We start from the raw sequence: 26,261 nt of genomic DNA, 5'->3' as shown, positions 1-26,261 counted from the left end.
TAACGTCATGCGCGATCTGTTGAACGACCTTTCAGAAGGGCTCAGCCATCCCGACCCGGTCCGACGGGCGCAAATCCAGATGAAGAAGCCGCTGCCGAAGCGCTTCTACAAGTCCGTATCAATTGGTGAACTCGATGAGGGCTTCTCGATCGAACTGGACGGAAAGGCGGTGCGCACGCCGGCCCGTCGACACCTGACAGTCGCTACGAAGCCGTTGGCCGAGTTGGTGGCCCGAGAATGGGAAGCGCAAACAACTCTTATCGACCCTTCCACGATGCCCATCACACGACTGGTCAACACGGCTCTCGACGGCGTCGCGACGGACAGGCAAGCTGTCTTCGAAGACATCCTACGCTTCTCGGCGAGCGATCTCCTTTGCTATCGCGCCGACGGACCGGGAGCGCTAGTACAGCGACAGATCGACCTTTGGGATCCCGTGCTGGAGTGGGCGGCAAACGAGCTTGGGGCACGGTTCATCCTGGTCGAGGGCGTCATGCATCGCGACCAACCACTGGAAGCTGTTGCCGCGTTTTCCGCGGCTTTGCGCAAGCACGACGGAGCGACAGCGCTTGCTGCCCTCCACACCATCACGACACTGACAGGCTCGGCACTGCTCGCGCTCGCATTCGCGGAGGACTTCCTGCCAATGAAGAAGGTTTGGGCGCTTGCGCATCTCGACGAAGATTGGACGATCGAGCATTGGGGAACCGACGACGAGGCCGAGCAGAGACGGGCGCATCGGTTTGACGACTTCAAAGCGGCCGCGGATGTTTTTTTGGCCCTAAAGGGCTGAAGCGTCTTGCCTTCATCGCCGTAATCGCGAAAAACTCCGACTCTCTAGGGGGCGGATGCGGATTTTCGGAATGAATTGGCTCAAATCGTGCGTTTTTCGAATTGTGCTCATCTGCGCAGCCCTAGCGTCGTGCGCGGGGTTTTTCAGCAAAGAGGAGCCGAAGCCGATCTATGATGTGCGCAGCGCCGTCGTGCTCAGCAGCAACAGTATACCGGCAGCTATTCTCTCGGGCGTTGGCGACCGGGTCAATGCCGCGATCAACGCGACGGTCCGTACCGACGTTTACCCTCGTGTGGTCCTGACGATCCGCATCGGCTATATTGCCAAGGGGCAGGGTTATGACAAGAGCCGCAACGTCGCCAAGATCACCGTCGACGCGGCGTCGGTGGAGGACGGATCGGTGATTGCTGTCAGTTCCTTCGAAGTGAACAGTTTTTCCAGCAGTCCAGCCGCCGCCGACGAGATCCTTGCCGAGGATATCGCCGCCCGCATTCGTTCCGTTTTCTCGCTGAGCGCAGGACGCGCGTAACCGGCCGCGCCTACGCGGCGAGGAGTAACCATGAAGGAAATTCTGGAAGAACTCGAGCGTCGCAGGAGTGTTGCAAGGCTCGGCGGCGGGCAGGCGCGGATCGATGCCCAGCACAAGCGCGGCAAGCTGACCGCCCGCGAACGCATCGACCTGTTCCTCGACGAGGACTCGTTTGAGGAGTTCGACATGTTCGTCGAGCATCGATCGACGGATTTCGGCATGGACACGAGCCGGGTCGCCGGCGACGGCGTCGTGACCGGCTGGGGAACGGTGAACGGCCGGACTGTCTTTGTCTTTGCCAAGGACTTCACGGTTTTCGGCGGGTCGCTTTCCGAAGCACATGCCGAGAAAATCATGAAGGTTCAGGACATGGCGCTGAAGAACCGCGCGCCGATCGTCGGCATCTATGACGCCGGCGGCGCGCGGATCCAGGAAGGGGTCGCGGCACTCGGAGGCTATGCGGAGGTATTCCAGCGCAACGTGCTCGCCTCGGGCGTAATTCCTCAGATCTCTGTCATCATGGGTCCATGCGCCGGTGGCGATGTCTATTCGCCTGCGATGACCGACTTCATCTTTATGGTTCGCGATACGTCCTACATGTTCGTGACGGGACCCGATGTGGTGAAGACGGTGACAAATGAGACTGTGACAGCGGAAGAACTCGGCGGTGCATCGGTACACACGACGAAGTCGTCGATCGCCGACGGCGCCTATGACAACGATGTCGAGGCGCTATTGCAGGTCCGGCGGCTGATCGACCTTCTGCCGCAATCGAATACCTCGCCGGTGCCGGAAATCGAGTGTTACCAGTCGGTGACAGAGACGGATGCCTCCCTCGATACCCTCGTTCCGGCAAATGCCAACAAGCCCTACGACATCAAGGAACTGATCCTGAAGACGGTGGACGAGGGGGATTTCTTCGAGATACAGGCCAGCTTTGCAAAGAACATCGTCTGTGGCTTCGGGCGAATCGAGGGGTCTACGGTCGGTCTTGTCGCCAATCAGCCGATGGTTCTGGCGGGTGTGTTGGATAGCGATGCCTCCCGCAAGGCGGCCCGTTTCGTCCGCTTTTGCGATTGCTTCAGCATTCCGATCGTCACTTTTGTGGACGTGCCTGGCTTTCTTCCGGGGACTGCGCAGGAGTATGGCGGGCTCATCAAGCATGGGGCCAAGCTGCTCTTTGCCTATGCCGAGGCGACGGTACCGAAACTGACGGTCATTACGCGCAAGGCGTTCGGGGGAGCCTACGACGTCATGGCGTCAAAGCATCTACGCGGTGACCTGAACTATGCCTGGCCGACGGCGCAGATCGCCGTGATGGGCGCCAAGGGCGCTGTCGAGATCATCTTTCGCAAGGATATTGCCGATCCCTCGAAGATCGCGGCGCACACGAAGATGTACGAGGACCGGTTCCTGTCTCCCTTCGTCGCTGCCGAACGTGGATACGTCGATGAGGTAATCATGCCGCACTCAACCCGCAGAAGACTTGCGCGGGGCCTGAAGATGCTGCGCAACAAGAATCTGGCCAATCCCTGGAAGAAACATGACAACATTCCATTATAGTTCGACAAAGATGGGGAAAGCGAAGCAAATTCAACAGGAAGTGATCGTTTGTCAGCGATCCGTGTCTTCATTCCTCTTGGCGAAGCAGCTAACGCTCGGCTGTCTTTACTCAAAAGGAGAGTTTTTATGTCGAGTTTGGAACGATTGAGCGCCTATCAACCCTATGCGCTTGCCGCTCTACGCATCATCACAGCCCTGTTGTTCATCGAGCATGGAACCATGAAGCTTTTTGCTTTCCCGGCCGCGCAGATGGAAGGCTCACTACCACCGTTGATGCTCGCTGCGGCGCTGCTTGAGGTTATCGGTGGCCTTCTCATTCTGATCGGGCTGTTCACGCGGCCGGTCGCATTCATCCTGTCTGGACAGATGGCTTTCGCCTACTTTATGGCTCATTCGCCGAAGAGCTTCTTTCCGGCGCTGAACGGCGGTGATGGTGCGGTCCTGTTCTGCTTCATCTTCCTGTTCATCTTCGTGGCCGGAGCCGGCGCACTTTCGATCGATCAACGCAAGACGGCGTAAGAATGACAAAGGCTGTGGCCAATCATGCGGCCACAGCACCAACTTGCGTTCGGGCGTCAGCGTGTCGCGGTTTTGCTCGGCTTCAGGCAAGCCTGGCAGCATGCCATCTCAGGTGGTCGTCCATGAATGTCGAAATGAAATAGTAAGAGTGGTCGTAGCGTTCGTGCGTGCGAAGCGTCAGTTTGATCCCGGTATCCTTGATGGCTTCCTCGAAAAGCCACGGGCGCAAGCCACTCTCCAGAAACCCATCGGCCTTGCCTTGGTCGATCAGAAATTCGGGGAAGCGAGCGCCGTCACTCACCAAGGCACAAGCATCATAGCTTCGCCAAGCGGAACGATCGGCGCCGAGGTATTTTTTCAAAGCCGGCGCTGACCAATCGGCCGTCGAGGGCTCGACGATCGGGGCAAAGGCGGAGCAACTCCGGAAGCGATCCGGGTTTTTGAGCGCGATGGTCATGGCACCGTGGCCGCCCATGGAATGGCCGAAGATACCTTGACGGCTCATATCCATGCGAAACTGCTGGTTGATGTATTTCGGAAGCTCTTCGGTGATGTAGCTGTACATCCGGTAGTTCTCGGACCAGGGCTCCTCTGTTGCATCGAGGTAGAAGCCAGCACCCTTACCCATCTGCCAGTTGGTCAGTTCGTCGGGAACGTCGTTGCCCCGCGGGCTGGTATCAGGGCAGACGATGATCAGGCCGAGTTCGGCGGCCAGTCGCCGGTACTCGCCCTTCTCCATGACGTTGGCATGTGTGCAGGTCAGACCGGAGAGATACCACACAACAGGGCAGGGCTCCTTGATGGCTTGCGGCGGAACGAAGACCGCGAAGGTCATCTCGCATTTGCAGGTCTCGGATTCATGCGTGAAAACGCCCTGCATGCCGCCGAAGGCGGTCGTCTGGGAAATGATGTTCATCCTTGGTCTTTCGTGCTTGGTGCAACAGCCTTGGCGCGGCGGCAGAGGCGATCGAACGTTTCGAGGAACCGTGACCGATCCTTGGGACTGAAAGCTGCGTTATAGCCCTTGCTTTCGCCTGTTTCCCTGAGATGCGCGCCGAGATCGCGCATGGCGCTGGCCATGCCGATATTGGCGTCGTCGAAGACGCGACCTGTGGGGCCGCTGACCAACGCACCGGTCGCCACGCAGCGGACCGCCAGTGGCACATCCGCGGTGACGACCACGTCGCCCTTACCCGAGTGCTCCGCGATCCAGTTGTCGGCGGCGTCGAAGCCGCTGGAGACAATGACGTTGTGCACCATCGGATCGCGCGAAGGGCGCAGGCCGGAATTGGCAACGAAGGTCACTTCAATGCCATGGCGCTCGGCAACCTTGAGGATTTCCGGCTTGACGGGGCAGGCGTCTGCATCGACATAGATCATGAATTTCAATCTGTTCTGGCGGAAAGGCTACGCGACTTGGCAGACGCGTAGCGATCGTTTGAAACGCGTTCATAGTCTGATCGGGGCTGCCTGTTCAAGCCTTAGGCTTCCTTGAGCGTGCCCGCCTTTTTCGCCACCCATGTGGCGATGACGTCCATAAGCGTCGGGTTAAGGCAATCGTAAGGCGTGAGGCCGAGTTCGTTGAGGCGTCCGCGCACGCCGGCCATGGCGGACGGTGGCGTGCCGGACTCGATGATCGACGAGACGAACGCCGCGAACGTCGGTTCCGCCCATCCGCCCTCCTGAAAGCGTTCCGGATGGATGAAATCAAGGCCCTTGAAGGCATGATCGCGCTCGACTGGCCCGTACATGTGTACGCCGCATTTGGTGCAGGCGTGGCGCTGAATGAGCGCTTCCGGATCGACAACCTTCAGTTTGTCGCCGTTCTCCACCACGGTGACGTTCTCGTGCGGGGTGACAGCGACGACGGAAAAGACCGCGCCATTCGGCTTCCAGCACTTGCTGCAGCCGCAAGCGTGATTGTGGGCGACGTTTCCTTTGATCGCTACCTTTACCGGACGGTCGGCGCACGCACACACGAGCGTGCCGCCGTTGAAACCAGCCTGGCCCTTCTTCACCCCTCCGTCGAGAGCAGGGTGTATCGCTACGTGACTTGGCATGTTCAGCTCCTCCTCCTTAGCTGCCCACGGCTCCCAAATCAGGATCAATTTGCGAAAAAGTCGTAGGCCATTTCAAAGCCGCGCCGCATTCGTGATCGCTCTCCTAATAGACTACCACGCCGCGGATGCTTTCGCCTGAATGCATCAGCTCGAAGCCCCTGTTGATGTCTTCGAGCGGCATCGTGTGGGTGATCATCGGATCGATCTGGATCTTGCCGTCCATGTACCAGTCGACGATCTTCGGCACATCCGTCCGGCCGCGTGCGCCGCCAAAGGCGGTGCCCATCCAGTTGCGGCCCGTGACAAGCTGGAAGGGACGGGTGGAGATTTCCTGTCCGGCACCGGCAACGCCGATGATAACAGACTTGCCCCAGCCGCGGTGCGAGGACTCCAGCGCCTGACGCATGACCTTGGTGTTGCCGGTGCAATCGAACGTGTAGTCCGCGCCGCCGATCAAATCGCCGTTGCGCTTGGTCAGGTTGACGAGATACGGCACGATGTCGTCGCCGACGTCCTTCGGATTGACGAAGTGGGTCATGCCGAACTTCTCGCCCCATTCCTTGCGGTCACTGTTGATATCGACGCCGATGATCATGTCCGCACCGGCAAGGCGCAGGCCCTGCAGGACGTTCAAGCCGATGCCGCCGAGGCCGAAAACGATGGCGGTCGAGCCGATCTCCACCTTGGCAGTGTTGATGACAGCGCCGATGCCCGTGGTCACGCCGCAGCCGATATAGCAGATCTTGTCGAACGGTGCGTCCGGATTGACTTTGGCGAGGGCGATCTCCGGCAGGACGGTGAAATTGGCGAAGGTCGAGCATCCCATGTAGTGATGGATCTTGTCCTTGCCGATCGAGAAGCGCGAGGTGCCATCGGGCATCAGGCCTTGGCCCTGGGTCGCGCGGATCGAGGTGCAGAGGTTTGTCTTGCGCGACAGGCAGGAATAGCACTCGCGGCATTCCGGCGTGTAGAGCGGAATGACGTGGTCGCCCTTCTTCACCGAGGTAACACCCGGACCGACATCGACCACGATGCCGGCACCTTCGTGGCCGAGAATGGCAGGGAACAGACCTTCCGGGTCAGCGCCGGAGAGGGTGAAGTCGTCCGTGTGGCAGATGCCGGTCGCCTTCACCTCGACCAGAACCTCGCCGGCCTTGGGGCCGTCGAGCTGCACGGTCATGATTTCAAGCGGCTTTCCAGCCTGTACAGCAACGGCGGCGCGAACGTCCATTTTCGGAGTCTCCATGCGGATTTGATTTGATAACGCGACCTTTGCACGCAGCCTGTAGAAGGCTCAAGGGAAAATCGAACTCCACGCGGCAATTTCCGCGGGCCCCTCGCAGGTTGCGCCTCTTGCTGTAGCGTTTGCGTCAGAAGAGCTTTTCGGTTGCGAAAATAATGGCATAGCCGTGCATGGCGACGGCGGCGTAGAGGCCGAAGGCCACCAGCATGCGCTCGCCGTCCTTCATTTCCTCCAGTTGCTGGCGCGGCTTAACCGACCCCGCGCTGATGAGGCTCACAAGGGTGAAAACCAGCAGACCTGCTGTCAGGACATTCGCCGGGAGACCGATCTCGAACCCGATTCCGAGAATGCAGGAGGTTACGACGAAGCTCGCGGCTATCTGCGATATCCGCGTGCGAAAAATCTGTCGCAAGACCTGCCCACCGTCGAAGCGGTGCATCGGCAGCAGGTTGAGCAGGTTGAACGCCCCCAGGATCAGCATGAAGATCAGAATGGGCGGCGCCGAGCTTGACGGGAGCACACCGTGATCGGCGAGTTGATGCGCAACGCCCAGGATCGGAACCAGGAATGCCGACATACCGGCGCCCATGAGGGCGCATGTCGCGACCTCGAACAATGATCTGTAGGGTCTCCCGCCGATTGCGATGCCCCCCAACAGCGGCACGAAGATCATCCTGACCGAAGCATGACCGAACATGCGGTAGGCGGCCATATGACCCAACTCGTGAAACGCGACGACAAGCGTAAGGAACGTCGAGATCATCAAGCCCTGGATTGTCAGCCCCAGGAACGGCCAAAGCAGCAGCGTGGAGAGGACGGCGAGCCCAATCTGCACCAGCGGATGCTCGAAGTAGCCCTGCGGATGCGACTCACCGGTCCTCACCCAGCCATCCAAGGCGCGCATCTCGCGGCGCAGCACAAAATATCGGAAGATCAGGAATGCGAGCCCGCGATAGCGGTCCGTCTGTGTGATCTCGAGAGAAGCACCATCCGGGGTTGGTCGAACGATGCGCCGCTCCCGGAAGTCCTTCCAGAACGTAGGGTCCAGCGTGCTGTCATCGATAATCCGCGACTGAAATGCATGAGCATCTCCGACAACGGCGGCTACGGGCTCGGTGGCAAGCAGGCGGCGCAACGGCGCGCCATTCTTGTCGAGATGTTTGTAGGTCTGCTCTACGACGTCCTCTCGGTTCGCAAGTGGCCGGCTGCTGATAACCGTGTGATGCCACGCCGCCGCAGCGCCCACCGGGTTCATCGCGCTCCACAGGACTCCAGGGGAACATCGGAAGGTTCGAGTCAGGCTGATCGTCCTGCTTCCCAAGGGAATGCGCATCAACAGCCAAAGCAGGCCGATATTGATGAAAAGCAGGAGGGTTGCCGATTGCAGCGCTGTCATTCGCCTACTCCGCCAGGCATCCTGCCGGACGGGCTGATGATAGACGGGCAGATGTTAACAAAAAGAAACCGTGACATGACCGCGGCGACCGAGCAGCGGGTCAGGCGAATTCCATTATAACGGCGTCGACGGCAAGGCTTTCGCCCGGTTTGGCGTTTATCCTGCTGACTGTCAGGTCGCGTTCGGCGCGCAGAACATTTTCCATCTTCATCGCCTCGACGACTGCCAACGTCTCGCCGGCCTTGACTTCCTGGCCCTCTGTGACGGCTATGGCGACGACGAGGCCGGGCATCGGGCAGAGCAGAAAATTCGACGTATCCGGCGGCAGCTTCACCGGCATCAGCTTGTCGAGCGCGGCGTGTCGCGGCGTGAAAACCTTGGCTTTGACGGAAAGACCCTGCCAGTCCACGCGAATGCCGTTGAGGATCGGGCGGATTTGTGCCGTCACGGATTGGCCTCCAACCTTGCCTCTCCAGACGGCGTCGCCAGGTCTCCAGTCGGTGACAATGTTCGATATCTTCCCTGCGATCGCAATATCCATGTCAAACGGGATGGTGACGAGCCCGTCGACCAGCTGCGCCTCCACATAGACATCGCCGAGCCTTACCGTCCACTGTTCGCGCGGCGCGTCCGATGGCGCGCGCAACCGGTCACCGAAGCGTTCCCGCCGGCTGGATTCGACCAGAGACGTGGACAGTGCGATGGCAGCGAGAACCGCGTGCTGGTCCGCGTCTGGCTGCACTGGGGCAAACCCGTCCGGGTATTCCTCTGCAATAAATCCCGTCGACAGCCGCCCCTCGCGCCAGCGCGGATGCTTCATCAGTGCGGAAAGGAAGGGGATATTGTGTTCGATGCCATCGACCACGAAGCCATCGAGTGCCTGGCCCATGGCATCGATGGCCTCCGCGCGTGTCGGCGCCCAGGTGCAGAGTTTGGCGATCATCGGATCGTAGTACATGGATATCTCGGCGCCCTCGAAGACCCCGGTATCGTTGCGGATGACGGTGTTGCCCGAATTCCCTTCCGGCACTGGTCGGTAGCGCGTGAGGCGACCGATCGAGGGCAGGAAATTGCGGTAGGGGTCCTCTGCATAGAGCCGGCTCTCGATCGCCCAGCCGTTCAGCCTTATGTCACGCTGTGCAAACGGAAGCTTCTTGCCGGCTGCGACGCGGATCATCTGCTCCACGAGATCGATCCCGGTCACAAGCTCGGTGACGGGATGCTCGACCTGGAGGCGGGTGTTCATTTCCAGGAAATAGAAATTCCGCTCGCGATCGACGATGAACTCCACGGTGCCGGCGCTTTGGTATTCGACTGCCCTGGCGAGTGCCACGGATTGCTCCCCCATCGCAGCGCGCGTCGCCTCGTCGAGAAAGGGTGAGGGTGCCTCCTCGGCGACTTTCTGATTGCGACGCTGGATCGAGCACTCACGCTCGCCGAGGTAGACGACATTGCCATGCGCGTCGGCGAGGACCTGGATTTCGATGTGGCGCGGCTCCACTATATACTTCTCGATGAAGACACGATCGTCGCCGAACGAACTCCTGGCTTCGGAGCGCGCCCGATCGAAGCCGTCGCGGACTTCCGCCTCACTCCAGGCAATGCGCATGCCCTTGCCGCCGCCGCCGGCGGATGCCTTGATCATGACCGGATATCCGATCTCCGCGGCAATCGCTTCCGCGTGGGCGGCATCCTCAATGACGCCGAGGTGGCCGGGCACGGTGGAGACGTTGGCGGCGTTGGCGAACTTCTTCGATTCGATCTTGTCACCCATCGCCCTGATCGCCTTGGATTTCGGACCGATGAAGACGATGCCCTCCTTCTCCAGTGCCTCGCAAAAGGTGGCGCGTTCAGAAAGGAAACCGTAACCCGGGTGAACGGCTTCTGCGCCGGTCTGCTTGCAGGCGGCGATGATCTTTTCCGCCACGAGATAGCTTTCGACGGCGGCAGCGGGGCCGATATGCACGGCCTCGTCGGCCATTTCCACATGCAGGGCATCCCGATCCGCATCGGAATAGACTGCGACTGTTGCGATTCCCATGCGGCGTGCGGTCTTGATGACGCGGCAAGCGATCTCGCCGCGATTTGCGATCAGGATTTTCTTGAACATCGAGACTCCACCCATGACATGCGCTCCGGAGTTTTACGCACAAACACCGGAGCGCACAATCAGCCGAAAGAATATCGACGAGGCCCTATCAGGCGACCGCGGACTCGCAGTTGGAGGACGGGTCGTCGACGATCCTCAGCCAGCGGCTGCGGCGCGGCGTCTCTGCATAGTCGATCAGGCGGAGCCCAGCCAGTATATCGGCCCAGCGCGGGTGGTTTGCAGTCGGCAGCGTTTCTTCGCCAATACGCATGAGCACCCCCCAGGTCAGCGGCGGTGTATTGACGACACCGGCATCGCAGAGACCCCGCAGCACGCGCATCACATAATCGATATCCTGGCGCGTGATGCCCTTGCGGTCCACAGCCCGGGAATGGTTGTAGCCGCCGACCTTTTCGGAAAGGGCTAGTCGCAGCTGATCGAGCGCGAAGGCGCGCAGTTCGTCGGGCACGCAGGCGGAAATTTCCATGACGTGGAGCACGAGCTCGAGCTCCAGCACAGAGTTGACGACGCCATCGGTCGACACCATGCGCATCAGCCAGGCGGCATTGATCTCGTCAAGAGATCCCTGCGGATAGGTGTAATTGACGACAAAGCCGGCGAGTTGCTCTACGAAAAAAGAGTCCCATTCCGGGCATTTCTCTGGGCAGGAATTGTTTAGCGCGAGCATGACGATCACGTCGTCCGAGGTCCTTATCCCTTCCGGAAAGGTATGCTTGCGCAGCAGGCCGATGTCATCGACGGCCAGCCGATGCTTACCGGCGATGACACATGCCGGAAAAGCGAGGCGGAATTCGCTCATCTTTTATCTCCAGACCTCATCATGAGGCCTGGGGCCCTTCTACCGCCAGCACATTGCGGATCCGTCAAGAAGCGGAGTTAACAGTCTACTCCATCGGCTGGAGCATTTTTATCGATCGCGACTGCAGGCGCTCGCGCCAGATGATGAAAAGGCCGGATCCAACAATAATGAGGATGCCAACCCATTTCGACGGGTTCGGAAAATCGCCGAAGAGGGCATAGCCGAGGATCGTGGCCGAGATTATTTCGAAGTACTGGAACGGAGCCAGCAACGAGAGCGGCGCCAGCCGGAATGCCCTGACCACAATCATGTGCACGTAGCCGGACAGCGAACCGAGGATCAACAGCAAGACGAGCCCCAGCGTCGAAGATGGCAGCGACACCGCGAAATCACCGGCACCGACGCCATTGCCGACGGCGAGCGCCGCCGCCATGAAAATCGTTCCGCCGATACCTGCGATCGTCTGCATCGTCAGTGGCGAATCGGCGGTGCCGATCGCGCGATTCAGGAAGAGATAGAGCGAGAAGAGAAAGGCGCAGAATACCGGGAGCAGAGCTTTCAGGCCGAATACCTCGTAGCTCGGCTGGATGACGATCATCGCTCCGCCAAAGCCGACGACGATCGCCGCCCACCGTCTCCACCCGACCTTCTCTCCGAGAAAGACGGCAGACAGTCCGGCAAGCATGAACGGCTCGACAAAATAGATCGCGAACACGTCGGCTAGCGGCATGTATTTGACGGCAACGAAGAAAAGCAGACTGGCCGCGCCGTGAAGCGCGCCCCTTAGCAAGTTCATCCATGGTCTTTCGGCCGCAAGAGCCTTCAGGCCAAAGATTGCGAAAAGGATCGGCAGGGTGCAGACGAGCTGAAAGAAGAAGCGGTAAAACGTTATCTGGCCCGGCGACATCCCTTCGAAGGTAGCCATGTATTTTGCGATCGCATCCATTGCCGGCAACACGACCATGGCGCCTGACATGAGGGCCATACCCTGAAGCGGATTTTGATGTTCGGGAGAATCGGCCATGGATGGAGAAGTTCGCCTTTTGGTTCAATGGCCTATAGCGAAGTCAAAACCTGTCGTCCATGTGTTCCTCGAAGCTTGCCTACTGCGCGGCGGTACGGGTACACCGCATTGGTGCTCAGCGCTAATCCAGGCGGGCTGGCACTGGCATCGGTGACGATGAGTGCGCGGCCTCCCGCATGGATAGCCACGGTTGACCGCTTATCTTCTCTTGGAACGGGACGGTTTGCTCACTACAGTTCCTGAGCGGGAGCGAAAGCGACGGCGGCGAGGGAGGTGAGGAGCTCGTTTCGTGAAACAGCATTTTGGACTTTTTGCAGCGATCTTCTTTTTGCCGCTGGTTCTCTACCTTTTGGTCGTTCGCGGAGGCGAATTGGTGACCCGGCAATATATGGATGAGGCGTCATTGCAAGCGGGCTCGGCGCTTCGACTTGCGGCGTCCGCTTTGCGGGGACATCTCAGTCGCTACGAACCGTTGCCGGCATTGATCGCCGATCACGACGACATCAAGGAACTGGTCGGCGATCCGGAAAGCAGACCGTTGCGTGCCACCGCAAATGCATACTTGAAAGAGATCAACGGTCTGCTGGAGTCCTCGGATATCTACGTGATGACGATGGATGGTGATACGATCGCTGCGAGCAACCATGATGGCGAGACGAGTTTCGTCGGGCAGAATTTCAGCTACCGGCCCTATTTCCAGGAGGCCGCGAATGGTCGCCAGTCGCGCTTCTATGCTCTCGGCACGACTTCCTTCAAGCGCGGATACTATTTCGCTTCGCCAATCCGGGTCGATGAGCAGATCCGCGGAGTGATCGTCTTCAAGGTGGATATCGACTCGATAGAAACCTCCTGGCAGGGAGGCGAATACAAGATTTTCGTTTCCGACCCGGAAGGCATCGTCTTCATGACCGGCAGCCCGGAATGGCTCTATTCCGGCATACTTCCGCTAACACCGGACCGCTTGGAGCGGACCCAGGCATCGCGTCGTTATGCCGAAGCTATGCTAAAGCCCATGCCGATCCGCGAAACCAATTCGTCCGGTCATCGTCTGAGCACCTTGGAAGATGGGAGCGGGGTCCGGGAGTACCTGACGCTTTCCGAATACATGCCTGAGGCGGATTGGACCGTAACCGTCCTTCTGGATACAGGCTCCGTCCGCACGCAGGCACGCACGATGATGATCGCCGTGCTCCTGTTTTTCTGCCTAGCGGGTCTGGCGATTGCAATCGTCCTTCAGCGACGGGCCCGCACGGCGGAGCGCCTGCGGTTGGAGGAGCAGGCACGAAACGATTTGGAGCACCGTGTCGCGGAGCGCACGGCTGATCTTGCACGGGTCAACCAGCGCATAGAACAGGAGATAGCAGAACGACGACTGACGGAGAAGAAGCTGCGCAGGACCCAGGGCGATCTCATTCAGGCGGGCAAACTAGCCGGCCTCGGCCAGATGTCTGCTGCTCTTTCGCATGAATTGAACCAGCCGCTGGCTGCAGCCAAGACCTATGCGGACAGCGCAGCGATGCTGATCGACAGAGACCGTGTCGAGGAGGCGAGAGACAACGTGCGCCGTATTTCGGCGCTGATCGACCGCATGGGCGCGATCAGCCGTCACCTGCGCAATTTTGCCCGCAAGCCGAATGAAAAGCTCGGCGCGGTTCCGCTTGCCACCGTCATGGCCGATACGCTCGAGATCGTTGCTGCACGAGTAAAGTCGGCGGACGCCACGCTGTTGGTCGATCTCGGAGAAGCCCCGGCTGTGGTTCAAGGCGGCTCGGTTCGACTGCAACAGGTACTCGTCAACATCATCACGAACGCAGCCGACGCTGTGGAAGGGCTGGGCGACCGCCGTATCCACATCGAAGCGCGACCCGACGGAGGCAAGGTGGCGTTGACGGTCCGCGATCACGGGCCAGGCGTGCCGCCCGCGATTGTCGAACGCATTTTCGATCCCTTCTTCACCACCAAAGGCGTGGGCCGCGGCCTCGGGCTTGGACTTTCGATTTCCTACAATATAGTCAAGGACTTCGGTGGGGACCTTTCGGTTTCCAACCTGCCGGATGGAGGGGCCGAATTCCGCATCATGCTCGATGCAGCACCTGCAGTCAGCGAGGCAGCCGAATGAACGGCAACCGCGTTCTCCTGGTCGACGACGAAGAAGAAATGCGCCGATCCTCCGCACAGGCCTTGGAATTGTTCGGACTGGAAGTCGACACCTTCGCCAACGCGGAATCGCTGCTGGAGCGCGTCGGTTTCAGGTTCGCCGGCGTCGTCGTCAGCGATATCAGAATGCCCGGCATGGATGGTATGACGCTGCTTCAGCGCATCCGCGAAATGGATCCCGAAATACCTGTGATCCTTCTGACGGGACATGCAGACGTTCAGCTTGCGGTGACGGCCATGCGGGCCGGCGTTTACGATTTCATCGAAAAGCCCTTTGCGGCCCAGCAATTGGCCACCATCATCAGGCGTGCGCTAGATCGGCGTAGCCTTGTGCTCGAAAACAGGCGGCTTCGGGCGGTGGCCGGCAAGCGTGACGATATCGAAGCGCGGCTGCCCGGACGCACGCAGGCGATGGTGGATCTGCGTTACCGGTTGCGGGCGATTGGCGCCACCGATGCCGATACGCTCATCATCGGAGACACGGGAGTCGGCAAGGAGGTCGTGGCGCGCGCCTTGCACGATATCAGCGCACGGGCTGACAAGTCCTTCATCGCTATCAACTGCGCTGCTCTGCCGCAAAACCTTATAGAGAGCGAACTTTTCGGTCATGAAGCTGGGGCATTTCCGGGAGCGCTGCGTCCCCGCTTCGGCAAATTTGAGCACGGGCGTGGGGGAACCATTTTGCTCGACGAGATCGGTTCCATGCCTTGTGACCTCCAGGCCAAGTTCCTCAGGGTCCTGCAGGAACGCGTGATTACCCGTCTCGGCTCGAACGAACCTGTACCGCTTGACGTGCGCTTCATAGCGACAAGCAAGGTGAACCTTGAGTCTGAAGTTGTCGCCGGGCGTTTCCGTGCCGACCTCCTGTACAGGCTGAACGTCGCGACGCTTAACGTTCCGTCCCTGTTTCAACGGCAAGCGGATGTTCCGCTGCTCTTCCTTCAACTCGTCCGAGAGGCGGCAGCTCGCTACGGGCGCGATGATGTCGCTGTGCTTCCAGAGACAGTGACGGAGATTGCTGCACGTAATTGGCCGGGCAATGTACGCGAGCTGCGTAACGCCGCCGACCGGCTGGTGCTCGGCCTCGATCCGCAAACGGAAGGGGCGGCTCATACAAGCCATCGTCTAACCGACAAAGTCGCCGTCTATGAGCGTGGCGTGATCGCTAGCGCCCTCGCTGCACATGGCGGCAGCTTGCGTCCGGTCTATGAAATGCTCGGGATTTCGCGGAAGACTCTTTACGAGAAGATGCAAAAATATGGTCTCGACAAGAATATCCGCTCGAGCGACGAGCTCCACGACCCGTGACTTGCGATCCGATGGGTGGAAAACCACACACCTCTAGATCGATTTGTTCCCGTTGCTACCCATGGTGCGCCGCACACGTTCACAATAGTGATCGAATGGACCCCTAGGCGGTTGCAGGCCGGAACGCGAGCCCCCCCTGTTACGCGTAACCACGACCGCCGCGGAGGGAGCCGCGGCGGCGGGAACATACCTGGGAGGTTACAATGAAAATCTTCAATACCGTGCTCGCAGTGACGACGATTGCCAGCGCTTGCCTTTTTTCCGCGACGGCAGGCGCCCAAACCTATCCAGATCGAACGATCACCATGGTCATCCCGTTTTCGGCCGGCGGACCAACCGATACCGTTGCGCGACTCGTCGCCGAATCCATGTCGAAGGATCTCGGCCAGCAGATCGTTGTGGAGAATGTTGGAGGTGCTGGAGGCACGCTTGGCGCGGGCCGGGTGGCACAGGCGCATCCCGACGGATACTCGATCCTGCTGCACCATATAGGCATGGCGACAAGTGCCTCACTCTACCGCAAGCTCGCCTACGATACGCTCAACGACTTCGAATATGTCGGCCTCGTCACCGACGTACCTATGACCATTGTCGCCCGGAAGGACCTTGAGCCGACCGATCTCAAGGGTCTTGTTGATTACATCAAGGCCAACAAGGACACTGTGACAGTGGCAAATGCGGGTATCGGTGCCGCATCGCATCTGTGCGGAATGATGCTCATGAGTGCCATCGACACTCAGCTTACGACCGTTCCATACAAGGGCACCGGCCCGGCCATGACAGATTTGCTCGGCGGGCAGGTCGACATCATGTGCGACCAGACCACCAACACCACCAAGCAGATCCAGGCAGGTACGATCAAGGCTTACGCGACCACTTCGCCGGAACGCTTGAAGGTGCTACCGGAAGTTCCGACAGCTGCAGAGGCCGGTCTTGATGGCTTCCAGGTGGGAATCTGGCACGCCATCTACGCACCCAAGGGTACACCTGCTGCGGTCACGGAGCGTCTGTCGAAATCGCTGCAAGTGGCCCTCAAGGACCCCAACGTCGTCGCCCGTTTCGCCGAACTCGGCACGGTTCCTTCGCCGGATAGCGACGCCACTCCCGCAGCACTCAAGGCCAAGCTCGAAAGCGAGATCGTGCGTTGGAAGCCGGTGATCGAGGCCGCAGGCCAGTACGCGGACTGATGGCAGGCGAGTGGGGTTGCCCGGCTTTTCAGGCGGGCGGCATCGCCAGCCTTCGCGGCATTCGACAACCAATTCCCGAACCGCGTCCACGACGAGTCGCCGGACCGCCGCCGCGGCGAAGGCGGCCCCAGCTCACCACACCGATGTCATTCACGAGCGGCTTGGCCGCACAAGGGGGAGATATGAAATCGCTACAGTTCGATAGCACCAACGCGCTTTGCGGAGCGGTATTCGTCGCGCTCGGCGGATTCTTTGTCTACCAGTCGCTCACCCTTGAACTCGGCACTGCGCTACGGATGGGGCCTGGCTACTTTCCGCTGGTGCTTGCCATCATCCTGATGGTCCTTGGCGCGATCGTGCTGGTTCAATCGATGCGTCTCGAAGGCGAGCCGATTGGGCCGATCGCCGTCCGCGGCATGGCTTTCATCTTGCCCGCGCCGGTTTTCTTCGGCCTAACGGTTCGTGGGCTAGGATTTATCCCGTCTCTGTTCCTTGCAGCGTTGATCGCGGCCTTCGCCTCGACACGTATGAAGGCACCGATGGCGGTGGTGCTCGCGGCCGCAATCACACTCTTTTCGGTGATCGTCTTCAGCTACGCGCTTGGGCTTCCGTTCACGCGTTTTGGCCCCTGGGTCCGGTTCTAGGAGACGCCAATGGATCTCTTTAGCAATCTCGCATTAGGCTTCTCGACGGCGGCTTCGCCGGAGAACCTGTTTTTCTGTCTGGTCGGAGTGTTGCTTGGTACGCTGATCGGCGTATTGCCTGGTATCGGCGCAACAGCGACGATCGCGATGCTGCTGCCTATTACCTTCCAGCTCGAGCCCGTCTCGTCCCTGATCATGCTGGCCGGCATCTACTACGGCGCACAGTACGGTGGCTCGACAACGGCAATCCTCATCAACATGCCAGGCGAATCGTCCTCGGCCGTGACCGCAATCGATGGTTATCAAATGGCACGCAAGGGGCGGGCCGGGGCTGCTCTATCAATTGCAGCGCTCGGCTCCTTCTTTGCCGGCACCGTTTCAACCTTTCTGGTGGCGATATTCGCGATTCCGCTGACTGCGATTGCGCTCAAGTTTGGTGCGGCCGAGTATTTCTCGCTGATGATCGTCGGTCTCGTCTCTTCCGTCGCTTTGGCACATGGCTCCATAGTCAAGGCGCTTGCGATGGTGGCTCTCGGCCTTTTGCTGGGCCTTGTCGGTACCGATATCTATACCGGCACCCCGCGCTTCACACTTGGCATCCGCGAATATTCGGACGGGCTGAACTTTGTCGCGGTCGCGGTCGGCGTCTTCGGTGTAGCGGAGATACTGCGCAACCTCGAGGGCGAGAAAACCCGTACCGTGCTGATGGCCAAGGTCAGCGGCCTTTGGCCCACGCGCGACGATTTCAAAAGCATGGTTGCGCCCGTGCTTCGCGGCACGGCTATCGGCTCGGCTCTCGGCATCCTGCCTGGTGGTGGGGCAATCCTCGCAGCCTTTGCCTCCTACACAGTCGAAAAGCGCATTTCAAACCGGCCGCAAGACTTCGGACACGGCGCGATTGCCGGCGTCGCCGGACCGGAATCGGCCAACAATGCAGGCGCACAGACCTCGTTTATACCGCTTCTGACGCTTGGCATCCCCGCCAATCCGGTAATGGCTCTCATGGTCGGCGCGATGATCATACAAGGAATTGTGCCAGGCCCGAACGTGGCCGCCGAGCAACCGGCTCTCTTCTGGGGCATCATCGCTTCAATGTGGATCGGCAATCTGATGCTGGTCGTGCTGAACCTGCCGCTGATCGGGTTGTGGGTGAAACTGCTTACCATTCCCTACTACGTCCTGTTCCCGATCATCATGGCGTTCTGCTCGATCGGCGTCTACAGCGTGAACTCCAACGTCTACGACCTCTATGCCGTCGCCTTCTTCGGATTTGTCGGATACGCGTTGGTCAAGATGCGGTGCGAGCCGGCTCCGCTGTTGCTCGGCTTCGTTCTCGGGCCGCTTCTCGAGGAAAACCTGCGCCGAGCCATGATACTTTCGCGCGGCGATCCGACGACCTTCATCACACGTCCGATCAGCGCGACCCTGCTTTTGCTCGCGCTTGCCGTACTCGTCGTCGTCTTCCTGCCGTCAGTGAAGAAGAAGCGCGAGGAAGTCTTCCAGGAGGAGGATTGATTTTCGTCACTGAGAAACATGGAGGAGGTAGGAAATGACAAAACCGAACCTGACACGTCGCGCGGCACTTGCCGCCGTGCTTTCCTTGGTTGCAATGGCCGCCGCCGGATCGCCTTCACGGGCTACGAATTTTCCTGAACGGCAGATCACGATGGTGGTGCCTTTCGCGGCGGGCGGCTCCACCGATGTTGTCGCCCGCATCATCGCCCAGAAGATGTCGGATAACCTCGGCCAGCAGGTGATCGTGCAGAACGTCGCGGGTGCTGGCGGCAATCTGGGAGCGGATAACGTCGCTCGAGCAGATCGCGACGGTTACACGATTTTGATGGGAACGGTTGCGACCCATGCGCTCAACCCGCTGATCCTGAAGTCTACGCCATACGATGCCGAAAAGGATTTTGCGCCGATATCGCTTCTGGTCGTCGTGCCGAATGTTCTCGTTGTCAATCCCGAACTTCCGGTAAAGACCGTTGCCGACGTCGTTGCCTTGCTCAAAGCCGAGCCCGGCAAGTACAGCTATGCCTCCTCGGGGAACGGCACGCCGCTGCATCTTTCCGGCGAACTCTTCAAATCGATGGCGGGGGTCGAGATGGAGCATATTCCTTACAAGGGCTCTGGCCCGGCGCTCAACGATGTTATCGGTAATCAGGTGCCGATCATGTTCGACAACCTGCCTTCTTCCTCCGGCCACATGAAGAGTGGCACCCTACGGGCACTTGCCGTGACGACTAAAGAGAGGGCGCCATCGTTCCCAGACGTCCCGACAATTGCCGAGACAGTTCCCGGATATGAGACCTATACTTGGAATGCCTTGTTTGCTCCGGCGGGAACGCCCGTCGATGTCGTTGCCCGGCTCAACGCTTCAGCCACAAAAGCGCTCGCTGATCCCGCTGTTGCCGAACGGATGACCGAGTTTAGCGCCACGATCGTCGGGTCAAGCCCCGAAGAGCTAGCGGCTCACGTGAAGGCAGAGATCACCAAGTGGACGCCGGTCGTTCGGAACGCAAACATTCAACTCGATTGATTCGATAATCCTGGGCTGGCCGTTGACGACATGTTGTTGGCAGCTCGGATAGTAGCGAGTGCCTCTTCTGGCTGGCACCAGTCGTCTAACATCGGGATGAGTTTGCCTGAAAAATCAGTTTCTCGGCGGCTTTCCCTGACATAGACGAGTGCCACTCCGCCGAGCGGCTTTCAAGATAGCAGATGCAGCGCCCTTGAAGTAGTTCCAAACAATGCGACTGAGGTTCGCAGTTTTGAACTTAAATGGTGCGGTCGAGAAGACTCGAACTTCCACGGGTTGCCCCACAGCGACCTCAACGCTGCGCGTCTACCAATTCCGCCACGACCGCATCGTGGTAGGTGCCGATTTGTGCCGGCGGGGCAGCATGTAGCAAAAGCATTTGGGGTACACAAGGGTGATATGACAGATTTTTTTAAAAGATCCCACAGCGTTTGAATTGGCTGCCAAACGGAGCCATATAGGCGGTCTCGGCCATTGTCCTGGAAGTTGGGATCGGCCGCTAGGAATAGCCATGCTACGCACAGATATAGAACTTTCCATGAGACCGGCTCAGGGCTCGCCACCCGTCCGCTGGCGCATCGCCGACGGTCTTGTGGCTTACGAAACGGCTGTGGAGACGATGGAGCTGGAGGCGGCAGCAATTGCGGACGGCGCCGATGAACTCGTCTGGCTGGTGGAGCATCCGCCGCTTTATACGGCTGGGACCAGCGCCGATGAAAAGGACCTTGTCCAGCCCAACCGCTTCCCAGTCTTCGCCACGGGGAGAGGCGGTGAATACACCTACCATGGGCCGGGCCAGCGCGTTGCATATGTGATGCTTGACCTGAAACGCCGGCGACAGGACGTGCGAGCGTTCGTGGCCGCACTTGAGGATGTGGTCATTCGCACGCTCGCCTCGATGAACGTCCGCGGTGAGCGGCGCGAAGATCGCGTCGGCGTTTGGGTGCAAAGGCCGGAGAAGCCACCGTTGCCGGACGGCACCATGGCTGAAGACAAGATCGCCGCGCTCGGCATCCGATTGAGGAAGTGGGTCACATTCCACGGGCTCTCACTGAATGTCGACCCCAATCTCGATCATTTCAGCGGTATCGTGCCCTGTGGAATCTCAGCCTATGGCGTGACCAGCCTTGTTGATCTCGGATTGCCGGTGATGATGGCCGAGGTCGATGTCCGGCTAAGGCAGTCTTTCGAGTCCGTCTTCGGTGCGACGATTGCCGAGCGTTGATACCCTCGGTTTATCAGCCTGAAAAGACTGGGGCCGGATCACCGGCCCCGAGGGGCACCCGCTATTTGTCTCCGACATCCCGGCATGCATCGGTGTGCGAAGCGCCGCCGTCACCGCCGCGGGTGCGGATCTTGGAGTTTGCCGGGCCAGCGGCATCACAGGCTGGCAGCGGCCTGATGCTAGCTGTCGTCATTTTGTCGACAGAAGAACTCATGTGGGTTGGAGCGAATCCGTCACTGTCGTTGGTGTAGTCGGACGAGTACTCCGGAGCCTTTCGGTTTGCATAGTGCAGCGGCTTATGCGGTGACATCTGGACAGGAGCGAAGCCGTCACTGTCATTGGAATAGTCGTTGGAATACTGCGTCTGGGCGGAAGCCGCCCCTGCCAGGCCGAGTGCAAAAACGGAAACGGCAGCAAGAAATCTCATGCGCATGCGGACACTCCTCAATCCTTCGTTGCAAATTGCAACATATCAAACCCTCGGCGAAAGCAAGTTCGCGCTTGAATTGCGGCAGGAATGTGGGTATTGCCATGCTCCTCAATCCACAAATGTTCAAATAAAATCACGGACTCGCGACCTGATGTGAATATCCGTGATGCAGCGCGATGCAATTAATCTCAAACGGAGACGAGATGACATACATGCAATCAATGCGTGCTTTATTGTGCGCGTCCTGGCATCGCCCATGCGACGTGAGCGCCGTCTAGCCGCTTGTTTTTGAGGGGATTGGCTCCCCGTGGGTTCGCCGGATGTGCGAAACGTTCAGCCACGCATCTTTTCCCACTTTTTGACGAGCCGGTCGCGTCTGAGCTTTGAAAGGCGTTGCAGCCAGAATATCCCGTCGAGTTGGTCAATCTCGTGCTGAATACAAACGGCTGAAAATCCGTCTGCCGTGTCTTCGTGGATCTCACCGGTCAGATCCTGATAGCGAACAAGAATTGAAGCAGGGCGCGCGACCTCATCGGTCACGCCGGGCATCGAAACGCTTCCCTCCACATGCCGGATTGTCTGATCCGACGACGACACGATCTGCGGGTTGACGTAGAATCGCGCACCCTCGTCGCGATCGAGTTCGATCACCACAAGGCGCTTGAGGATGCCGATATGAGCGGCGGTGATGCCCACGCCGGGTGCGGCACGCATCGTATCCAGCAGATCGGTGGCAAGTGCATTGAGGTCCGCACCGAAACTCTCGACGCGGTCGCAAGGTGTTCTTAGAGCGGCGTGGGGGAACTGCAAAATAGGGCGTACTGCCACGATCCGGGCTTCCTGATTTGGGTTGTATCGAAACTATCGGTGGGCGCGCGCATTGTCATCCCAGGGACGTGTTTGCTGCTGGACGGGCTTCAAGCTTTCGGCTAGCACAAAACGGTATTTCAGCGCTTAAAGTCGTTGAACTTTGAACCACATACGGGGGCGGCAAACGATGACGAACGACGCAGAAGAGCTCGTCAGCGCACGGCCCGCCGGCGACGATGCCGACATCTATGACGAGAACGGCAACGTTCGGAGCGATTTCCTCGCACTGGTGGGTGCTGCGGTCGCCGCCCGCGATACGATCTTTCTCCGCCAGCACGTCGTTCGCCTGCATGAATCGGAACTAGGCGACCTTCTCGAAGCCATACAGCCGGATCAGCGCCTGGCGCTCGTGCGACTGCTTGGCGACGAATTCGACATGACCGCCCTGACGGAAGTCGATGAGGCGATCCGGCGCGAGATCGTCGATCAGATGCCGAACGAGCAGATCGCGGCGGCGATCGGCGAACTTGATTCGGACGACGCGGTCTACATTCTCGAAGACCTCGACAAGGAGGATCGGGAAGAAATCCTCGCTCAGCTTCCGTTCACTGAGCGCGTGCGCCTGCGGCGAGCCCTCGATTACCCGGAAAGTTCGGCCGGGCGCCGCATGCAAACCGAATTCGTCGCCGTTCCGCCGTTCTGGACGATCGGGCAAACGATCGACTATATGCGCGACGAGGAGAACCTGCCTTATTCGTTTTCACAGATCTTCGTCATCGATCCGACGTTCAAGCTGCTCGGCGCTGTCGATCTCGACAAGTTGCTGCGTAGCAAGCGGCAAACCAAGATCGAAACCATCATGCGCGCGACGAACCATCCGATTCCCGCAGAGATGGACCAGGAAGAGGCTGCCCAGCTTTTCGAGCAGTACGACCTTCTCTCTGCAGCAGTCGTCGATGAGAACGAAAGGCTGGTGGGCGTGCTCACCATCGATGATGTCGTTGACGTCATCCACGAGGAGGCCGACGAGGATATCAAGCGCCTCGGCGGCGTCGGTGACGAAGAGCTATCCGACAACGTGGCATCAACCGTGCGCTCGCGCTTCCTGTGGCTTCTGATCAATCTTGGAACGGCACTGCTATCGGCAAGCGTGATCGGGCTGTTCGACGAATCGATCGAGAAGATGATTGCTCTGGCGGTGCTGATGCCGGTCGTCGCATCCATGGGAGGCAATGCCGGCACGCAGACAATGACAGTCACCGTGCGTGCTTTGGCGACCGGGGATCTCGACATCTACAACGCCGGGCGCATCATTCGAAGGGAAGCAGCCGTAGGCGTTGCCAACGGCACTGTTTTCTCGGTGATCATGGGGGCGATCGCGGCAACCTGGTTCCACGACTACCAACTCGGCTTCGTGATCGGTGCCGCGATGGTGATCAACCTGTTTGCCGCCGCGCTAGCCGGAATCCTGCTGCCTTTGCTGCTGCACAAGATGGGCGCCGACCCGGCGATCGCATCCTCGGTCTTCGTGACGACCGTGACAGATTGTACCGGCTTCTTTGCCTTTCTTGGCATCGCCACATGGTGGTTCGGAATTTAGCCGGCTGGTAACGACGCGCTTAAATTGACTATTACGTAAAAGTCAATATTATGTTTTCCTCAATAGTGGGGAGCCCATGCCTGTTAGCAAATACTATAGCATAACCGAGTTGACGCGAGAATTCGGAGTGTCGACGCGCACACTCAGGTTCTATGAAGACGAGGGTTTGATACAGCCTGAGCGGCGAGGACGTACGCGCCTTTTCCGGCCGGCAGATAGACGTCTCATACAAGAAATCCTCCGCGGGCGGCGTATCGGCTTCACCATCGCCGAGATCCGCGAAATCATTCAGGTCTACAAGGAGCCGCCGGGCGAACTCGGGCAGCTCAAGCTCCTCATGTCACGCGTCGACCAGAAGCGGGACGAACTGCGCCAGAAGCGCAAGGATATCGACGACACCCTCACGGAACTCGACAATATCGAAGAAGCCTGCCTTGGTCGCCTCGCAGAAATCGGCGTCGGCACCTAGCCTATTGCGGCCCGGCGCTGCACTCGCTTGCCAGTGCCAGTACCCTATCATCATCCACCTTGACCGCCCCGGACTGAAACGCGGTGAAGAGGTTCTGCGCCTGAAGCTTTTCGAGTGTGCACTGGCAGAAGTTGTGGCACAAGGCTTCGCCTTCCTGCATCGCGCAGGAGGCATTGCACTGCCTGAGATAGGTTTCGACCGGATCGGGCCTTGCAGGCGGCACGATGACCGACAGGCAGAAGGCAATTCCAAGCAGGATCGGTTGATGGATAAGGTAGAAGGCAAGGCTGTGGCGGCCGATTCTTGCCAGGAGACCGGAGCCGCCGGTCCCGTAGGCGGCAAGCGTCTGTGGGACGCTGGTCCTCATGGCGATCAAAGCCGTCGTCAGTCCAAACAGGAAAGGCAACGCCCACGGAAACAGTGGTACGAAGTCGTTTGACCGCGGCGCCCTTTCCGCAAGGCCGATCCAGGCAAGGTAGCGGGGATCAAAGATTGCCGAGCGCAGGAGGTTAGGTGCCAGCCAGGTATCGACGATCCAGGCCGCCATGAGCAGCGCTGTCGCAAGGATTGTCACGGACAGGGGCAGGCGCAGAAAAACCAATCCCAGCAGGCTGGCCACCGCAATGCAATGCAGGATGCCGAAGAATATCCATTCGCTGGGGAAAGCAAAGCGCGTCGCGAGCGAGATCAATGCGGCGGCAGCGGCGATCATCGCGAACCGCTTCCAGACGGATTGCCAGCGGATCTGCGGCTTGTTGGCCAAAACCAGACTGATGCCGACAATGAACAGGAACGTCGAGGCGATGGCACGCGCGTAGAGTTTGAGCCAACCGGTTTCAGCCGTTCCCGGGGCGAGAAAGCCCATGAATTCCATATCCCAGGTGAAATGGTACGTCGCCATTGCAAGCAGTGCTACACCGCGCGCCGTGTCGAGCAAGCCGATGCGAGGGAGCTTGGCGCTCGCCGCGGTTTCCGTCGCCGGAAGGGTCATTCACAGTTCCCCAGATGAATCGTTGCCGCCATCCGACGGTCTGTCGCGGGGAACAGGAGAAAGGTGGAGATTTGATGGCGGGTGGACGTCCATGATCGCCAGACGTGCTTCCGAAAAGAACTGTCGTCTCGTCAGAACGACGATGACAATCGTCGTCGTCAGCATGAAGACGTAGGGATTGATGAACCAGCCGAGATAGCCGATCGACAGGAAAATGGCACGCAGGCCTTCGTTGAAATGGCCGGCGGCTATGATGTTCATGCGGATGACACGCTCTGCGGCGCGTTCTGCGGCAATGATGTCTTGCTCGGTGTCGCGCATCATCGGGATCGCACCGAAGAGGATGGTGCAGTAGTTGAACAGCCGGTAGGACCAGCCGAACTTGAAGAACGCATAGCCGAACAGCACCGCCAGGCCACCGACTTTCATCTCGAAGGCGGCTTGTCCGCTGTGAAAGACAAAGGGCAGGTCGGCGAAGACCGCACCCACCTTCTCGGTCGCACCGAGTAGAGCAAAGCAGCTGCCGATCGCGAAGATGGATGTCGATGCGAAGAAGGCAGTACCATTCTGCAGACCGGCCATGATCTGAGTGTCGATCATCTTCAGATCGCGTCGCAAGGAGTTGTATATCCACTCGCGCCGGCGCTCGCGCATGGCGTGGGTAAGGCTGGTGCGCCCGAAGAAGCTTGAGCCTTGCAACAGGCGCGAATAGCCGAACCAAATCGCCGCAAAAAAAACCAGTGCAATGTAATCCGCTGTTGTCATCATTATATTGATTCAGGTCCCTTCGCTTGGAGGCCACTCTACAGATGCGAGCTTGTGCTGCAATGATTGGGAAGGTGGCGCGCTCCGTTTTTACTGATGT

25 protein-coding genes and 1 tRNA gene are annotated in these 26,261 nt (G+C 59.3%); 13 read left to right on the top strand and 13 right to left on the bottom strand.

Annotation, left to right across the window (positions count from 1 at the left end; translation table 11 throughout):
• Positions 1 to 7: 7 nt before the first annotated feature.
• From ASC90_RS10860 to ASC90_RS10845, 4 genes are all read left to right on the top strand, one after another.
• Positions 8 to 793, top strand: a complete 786-nt coding sequence (locus ASC90_RS10860) for an ATP12 family chaperone protein (RefSeq protein WP_056539524.1) — start codon at positions 8 to 10, stop codon at positions 791 to 793.
• A 70-nt stretch (positions 794 to 863) separates the two neighbouring features.
• Positions 864 to 1,322 carry a hypothetical protein gene (locus tag ASC90_RS10855; protein ID WP_056540226.1) on the top strand — a complete coding sequence of 153 codons (459 nt, stop codon included), beginning with the start codon at positions 864 to 866 and terminating at the stop codon, positions 1,320 to 1,322.
• Positions 1,323 to 1,352: 30 nt separating this feature from the next.
• Positions 1,353 to 2,885 carry an acyl-CoA carboxylase subunit beta gene (locus tag ASC90_RS10850; RefSeq protein ID WP_056539521.1) on the top strand — a complete coding sequence of 511 codons (1,533 nt, stop codon included), beginning with the start codon at positions 1,353 to 1,355 and terminating at the stop codon, positions 2,883 to 2,885.
• 126 nt (positions 2,886 to 3,011) lie between these two features.
• Positions 3,012 to 3,404, top strand: a complete 393-nt coding sequence (locus tag ASC90_RS10845) for a DoxX family protein (protein WP_056539519.1) — start codon at positions 3,012 to 3,014, stop codon at positions 3,402 to 3,404.
• 82 nt (positions 3,405 to 3,486) lie between these two features.
• Here ASC90_RS10845 and fghA read toward each other — a convergent pair whose 3' ends face one another.
• The 8 genes from fghA to ASC90_RS10805 all read right to left on the bottom strand — a co-directional run bounded on the left by fghA (position 3,487) and on the right by ASC90_RS10805 (position 12,036).
• On the bottom strand, positions 3,487 to 4,320 hold the full coding sequence (gene fghA / locus ASC90_RS10840) for an S-formylglutathione hydrolase (RefSeq protein WP_056539516.1): 834 nt from the start codon (positions 4,318 to 4,320) through the stop codon (positions 3,487 to 3,489).
• A complete protein-coding gene (locus ASC90_RS10835; RefSeq protein ID WP_056539513.1) occupies positions 4,317 to 4,784 on the bottom strand; it encodes a YaiI/YqxD family protein in 468 nt (155 codons plus the stop codon). The genes fghA and ASC90_RS10835 overlap by 4 nt, the downstream gene beginning before the upstream one ends.
• Positions 4,785 to 4,885: 101 nt before the next feature.
• The gene (gfa, locus tag ASC90_RS10830) at positions 4,886 to 5,464 is read right to left on the bottom strand and encodes an S-(hydroxymethyl)glutathione synthase (protein ID WP_056539510.1); all 579 of its coding nucleotides are present in this window, start codon (positions 5,462 to 5,464) and stop codon (positions 4,886 to 4,888) included.
• 103 nt (positions 5,465 to 5,567) lie between these two features.
• The gene (locus tag ASC90_RS10825; RefSeq protein WP_056539508.1) at positions 5,568 to 6,695 is read right to left on the bottom strand and encodes an S-(hydroxymethyl)glutathione dehydrogenase/class III alcohol dehydrogenase; all 1,128 of its coding nucleotides are present in this window, start codon (positions 6,693 to 6,695) and stop codon (positions 5,568 to 5,570) included.
• A 139-nt stretch (positions 6,696 to 6,834) separates the two neighbouring features.
• On the bottom strand, positions 6,835 to 8,103 hold the full coding sequence (locus ASC90_RS10820) for a hypothetical protein (protein WP_056539504.1): 1,269 nt from the start codon (positions 8,101 to 8,103) through the stop codon (positions 6,835 to 6,837).
• A gap of 100 nt (positions 8,104 to 8,203) precedes the next feature.
• A complete protein-coding gene (locus tag ASC90_RS10815; RefSeq protein WP_056540223.1) occupies positions 8,204 to 10,213 on the bottom strand; it encodes an acetyl/propionyl/methylcrotonyl-CoA carboxylase subunit alpha in 2,010 nt (669 codons plus the stop codon).
• Between the two features lie 88 nt (positions 10,214 to 10,301).
• On the bottom strand, positions 10,302 to 11,012 hold the full coding sequence (locus tag ASC90_RS10810; protein WP_056539501.1) for a hypothetical protein: 711 nt from the start codon (positions 11,010 to 11,012) through the stop codon (positions 10,302 to 10,304).
• Positions 11,013 to 11,097: 85 nt separating this feature from the next.
• Positions 11,098 to 12,036 carry a DMT family transporter gene (locus ASC90_RS10805; protein ID WP_056539498.1) on the bottom strand — a complete coding sequence of 313 codons (939 nt, stop codon included), beginning with the start codon at positions 12,034 to 12,036 and terminating at the stop codon, positions 11,098 to 11,100.
• Positions 12,037 to 12,325: 289 nt separating this feature from the next.
• Between ASC90_RS10805 and ASC90_RS10800 the strand changes: the two genes are divergently transcribed.
• The 6 genes from ASC90_RS10800 (at position 12,326) to ASC90_RS10775 (ending at position 19,871) form a co-directional block, all read left to right on the top strand.
• Positions 12,326 to 14,155 carry a sensor histidine kinase gene (locus ASC90_RS10800; RefSeq protein ID WP_056539494.1) on the top strand — a complete coding sequence of 610 codons (1,830 nt, stop codon included), beginning with the start codon at positions 12,326 to 12,328 and terminating at the stop codon, positions 14,153 to 14,155.
• The gene (locus ASC90_RS10795; RefSeq protein WP_056539491.1) at positions 14,152 to 15,501 is read left to right on the top strand and encodes a sigma-54 dependent transcriptional regulator; all 1,350 of its coding nucleotides are present in this window, start codon (positions 14,152 to 14,154) and stop codon (positions 15,499 to 15,501) included. The genes ASC90_RS10800 and ASC90_RS10795 overlap by 4 nt, the downstream gene beginning before the upstream one ends.
• Positions 15,502 to 15,704: 203 nt before the next feature.
• A complete protein-coding gene (locus ASC90_RS10790) occupies positions 15,705 to 16,688 on the top strand; it encodes a tripartite tricarboxylate transporter substrate binding protein BugD (protein WP_056539488.1) in 984 nt (327 codons plus the stop codon).
• A 182-nt stretch (positions 16,689 to 16,870) separates the two neighbouring features.
• Positions 16,871 to 17,332: a tripartite tricarboxylate transporter TctB family protein gene (locus ASC90_RS10785; RefSeq protein ID WP_056539484.1), complete on the top strand. Its 462-nt coding sequence runs from the start codon at positions 16,871 to 16,873 to the stop codon at positions 17,330 to 17,332.
• Between the two features lie 9 nt (positions 17,333 to 17,341).
• Positions 17,342 to 18,847, top strand: a complete 1,506-nt coding sequence (locus ASC90_RS10780) for a tripartite tricarboxylate transporter permease (RefSeq protein ID WP_056539482.1) — start codon at positions 17,342 to 17,344, stop codon at positions 18,845 to 18,847.
• Positions 18,848 to 18,881: 34 nt separating this feature from the next.
• Positions 18,882 to 19,871, top strand: a complete 990-nt coding sequence (locus ASC90_RS10775; RefSeq protein WP_056539478.1) for a tripartite tricarboxylate transporter substrate binding protein — start codon at positions 18,882 to 18,884, stop codon at positions 19,869 to 19,871.
• A 243-nt stretch (positions 19,872 to 20,114) separates the two neighbouring features.
• Here the strand turns inward: ASC90_RS10775 and ASC90_RS10770 are convergent.
• Positions 20,115 to 20,199: transfer RNA gene (locus ASC90_RS10770), tRNA-Leu, on the bottom strand.
• Positions 20,200 to 20,382: 183 nt separating this feature from the next.
• Between ASC90_RS10770 and lipB the strand changes: the two genes are divergently transcribed.
• The gene (gene lipB, locus ASC90_RS10765) at positions 20,383 to 21,096 is read left to right on the top strand and encodes a lipoyl(octanoyl) transferase LipB (RefSeq protein ID WP_056539475.1); all 714 of its coding nucleotides are present in this window, start codon (positions 20,383 to 20,385) and stop codon (positions 21,094 to 21,096) included.
• A 61-nt stretch (positions 21,097 to 21,157) separates the two neighbouring features.
• Here the strand turns inward: lipB and ASC90_RS10760 are convergent, their stop codons facing one another.
• Together ASC90_RS10760 and ASC90_RS10755 are read right to left on the bottom strand one after the other, a co-directional pair.
• Positions 21,158 to 21,529 carry a hypothetical protein gene (locus ASC90_RS10760; RefSeq protein ID WP_056539470.1) on the bottom strand — a complete coding sequence of 124 codons (372 nt, stop codon included), beginning with the start codon at positions 21,527 to 21,529 and terminating at the stop codon, positions 21,158 to 21,160.
• A 330-nt stretch (positions 21,530 to 21,859) separates the two neighbouring features.
• Entirely contained in the window at positions 21,860 to 22,354 is a 495-nt protein-coding gene (locus tag ASC90_RS10755) for a peptide deformylase (RefSeq protein WP_056539467.1), read from the bottom strand.
• 169 nt (positions 22,355 to 22,523) lie between these two features.
• Between ASC90_RS10755 and mgtE the strand changes: the two genes are divergently transcribed.
• Together mgtE and ASC90_RS10745 are read left to right on the top strand one after the other, a co-directional pair.
• Complete coding sequence (gene mgtE, locus ASC90_RS10750; protein ID WP_056539464.1) at positions 22,524 to 23,936, top strand: magnesium transporter; 1,413 nt, start codon at positions 22,524 to 22,526, stop codon at positions 23,934 to 23,936.
• Between the two features lie 76 nt (positions 23,937 to 24,012).
• Positions 24,013 to 24,405 carry a MerR family DNA-binding transcriptional regulator gene (locus ASC90_RS10745; RefSeq protein ID WP_056539463.1) on the top strand — a complete coding sequence of 131 codons (393 nt, stop codon included), beginning with the start codon at positions 24,013 to 24,015 and terminating at the stop codon, positions 24,403 to 24,405.
• A gap of 1 nt (position 24,406) precedes the next feature.
• Here the strand turns inward: ASC90_RS10745 and ASC90_RS10740 are convergent, their stop codons facing one another.
• Positions 24,407 to 25,396: a heparan-alpha-glucosaminide N-acetyltransferase gene (locus ASC90_RS10740; protein ID WP_056539460.1), complete on the bottom strand. Its 990-nt coding sequence runs from the start codon at positions 25,394 to 25,396 to the stop codon at positions 24,407 to 24,409.
• Positions 25,397 to 26,161 (bottom strand): DUF599 domain-containing protein, encoded by a 765-nt coding sequence (locus ASC90_RS10735; protein WP_056540220.1) that lies wholly within the window; start codon positions 26,159 to 26,161, stop codon positions 25,397 to 25,399.
• Between the last annotated feature and the right edge of the window lie 100 nt (positions 26,162 to 26,261).

It is taken from the genome of Rhizobium sp. Root1220, from assembly GCF_001426265.1.
Taxonomy (GTDB): domain Bacteria; phylum Pseudomonadota; class Alphaproteobacteria; order Rhizobiales; family Rhizobiaceae; genus Rhizobium.
The sequence above is the reverse complement of the archived record's forward strand: the minus strand, read 5'-3'. Positions and strand labels throughout refer to the sequence as shown.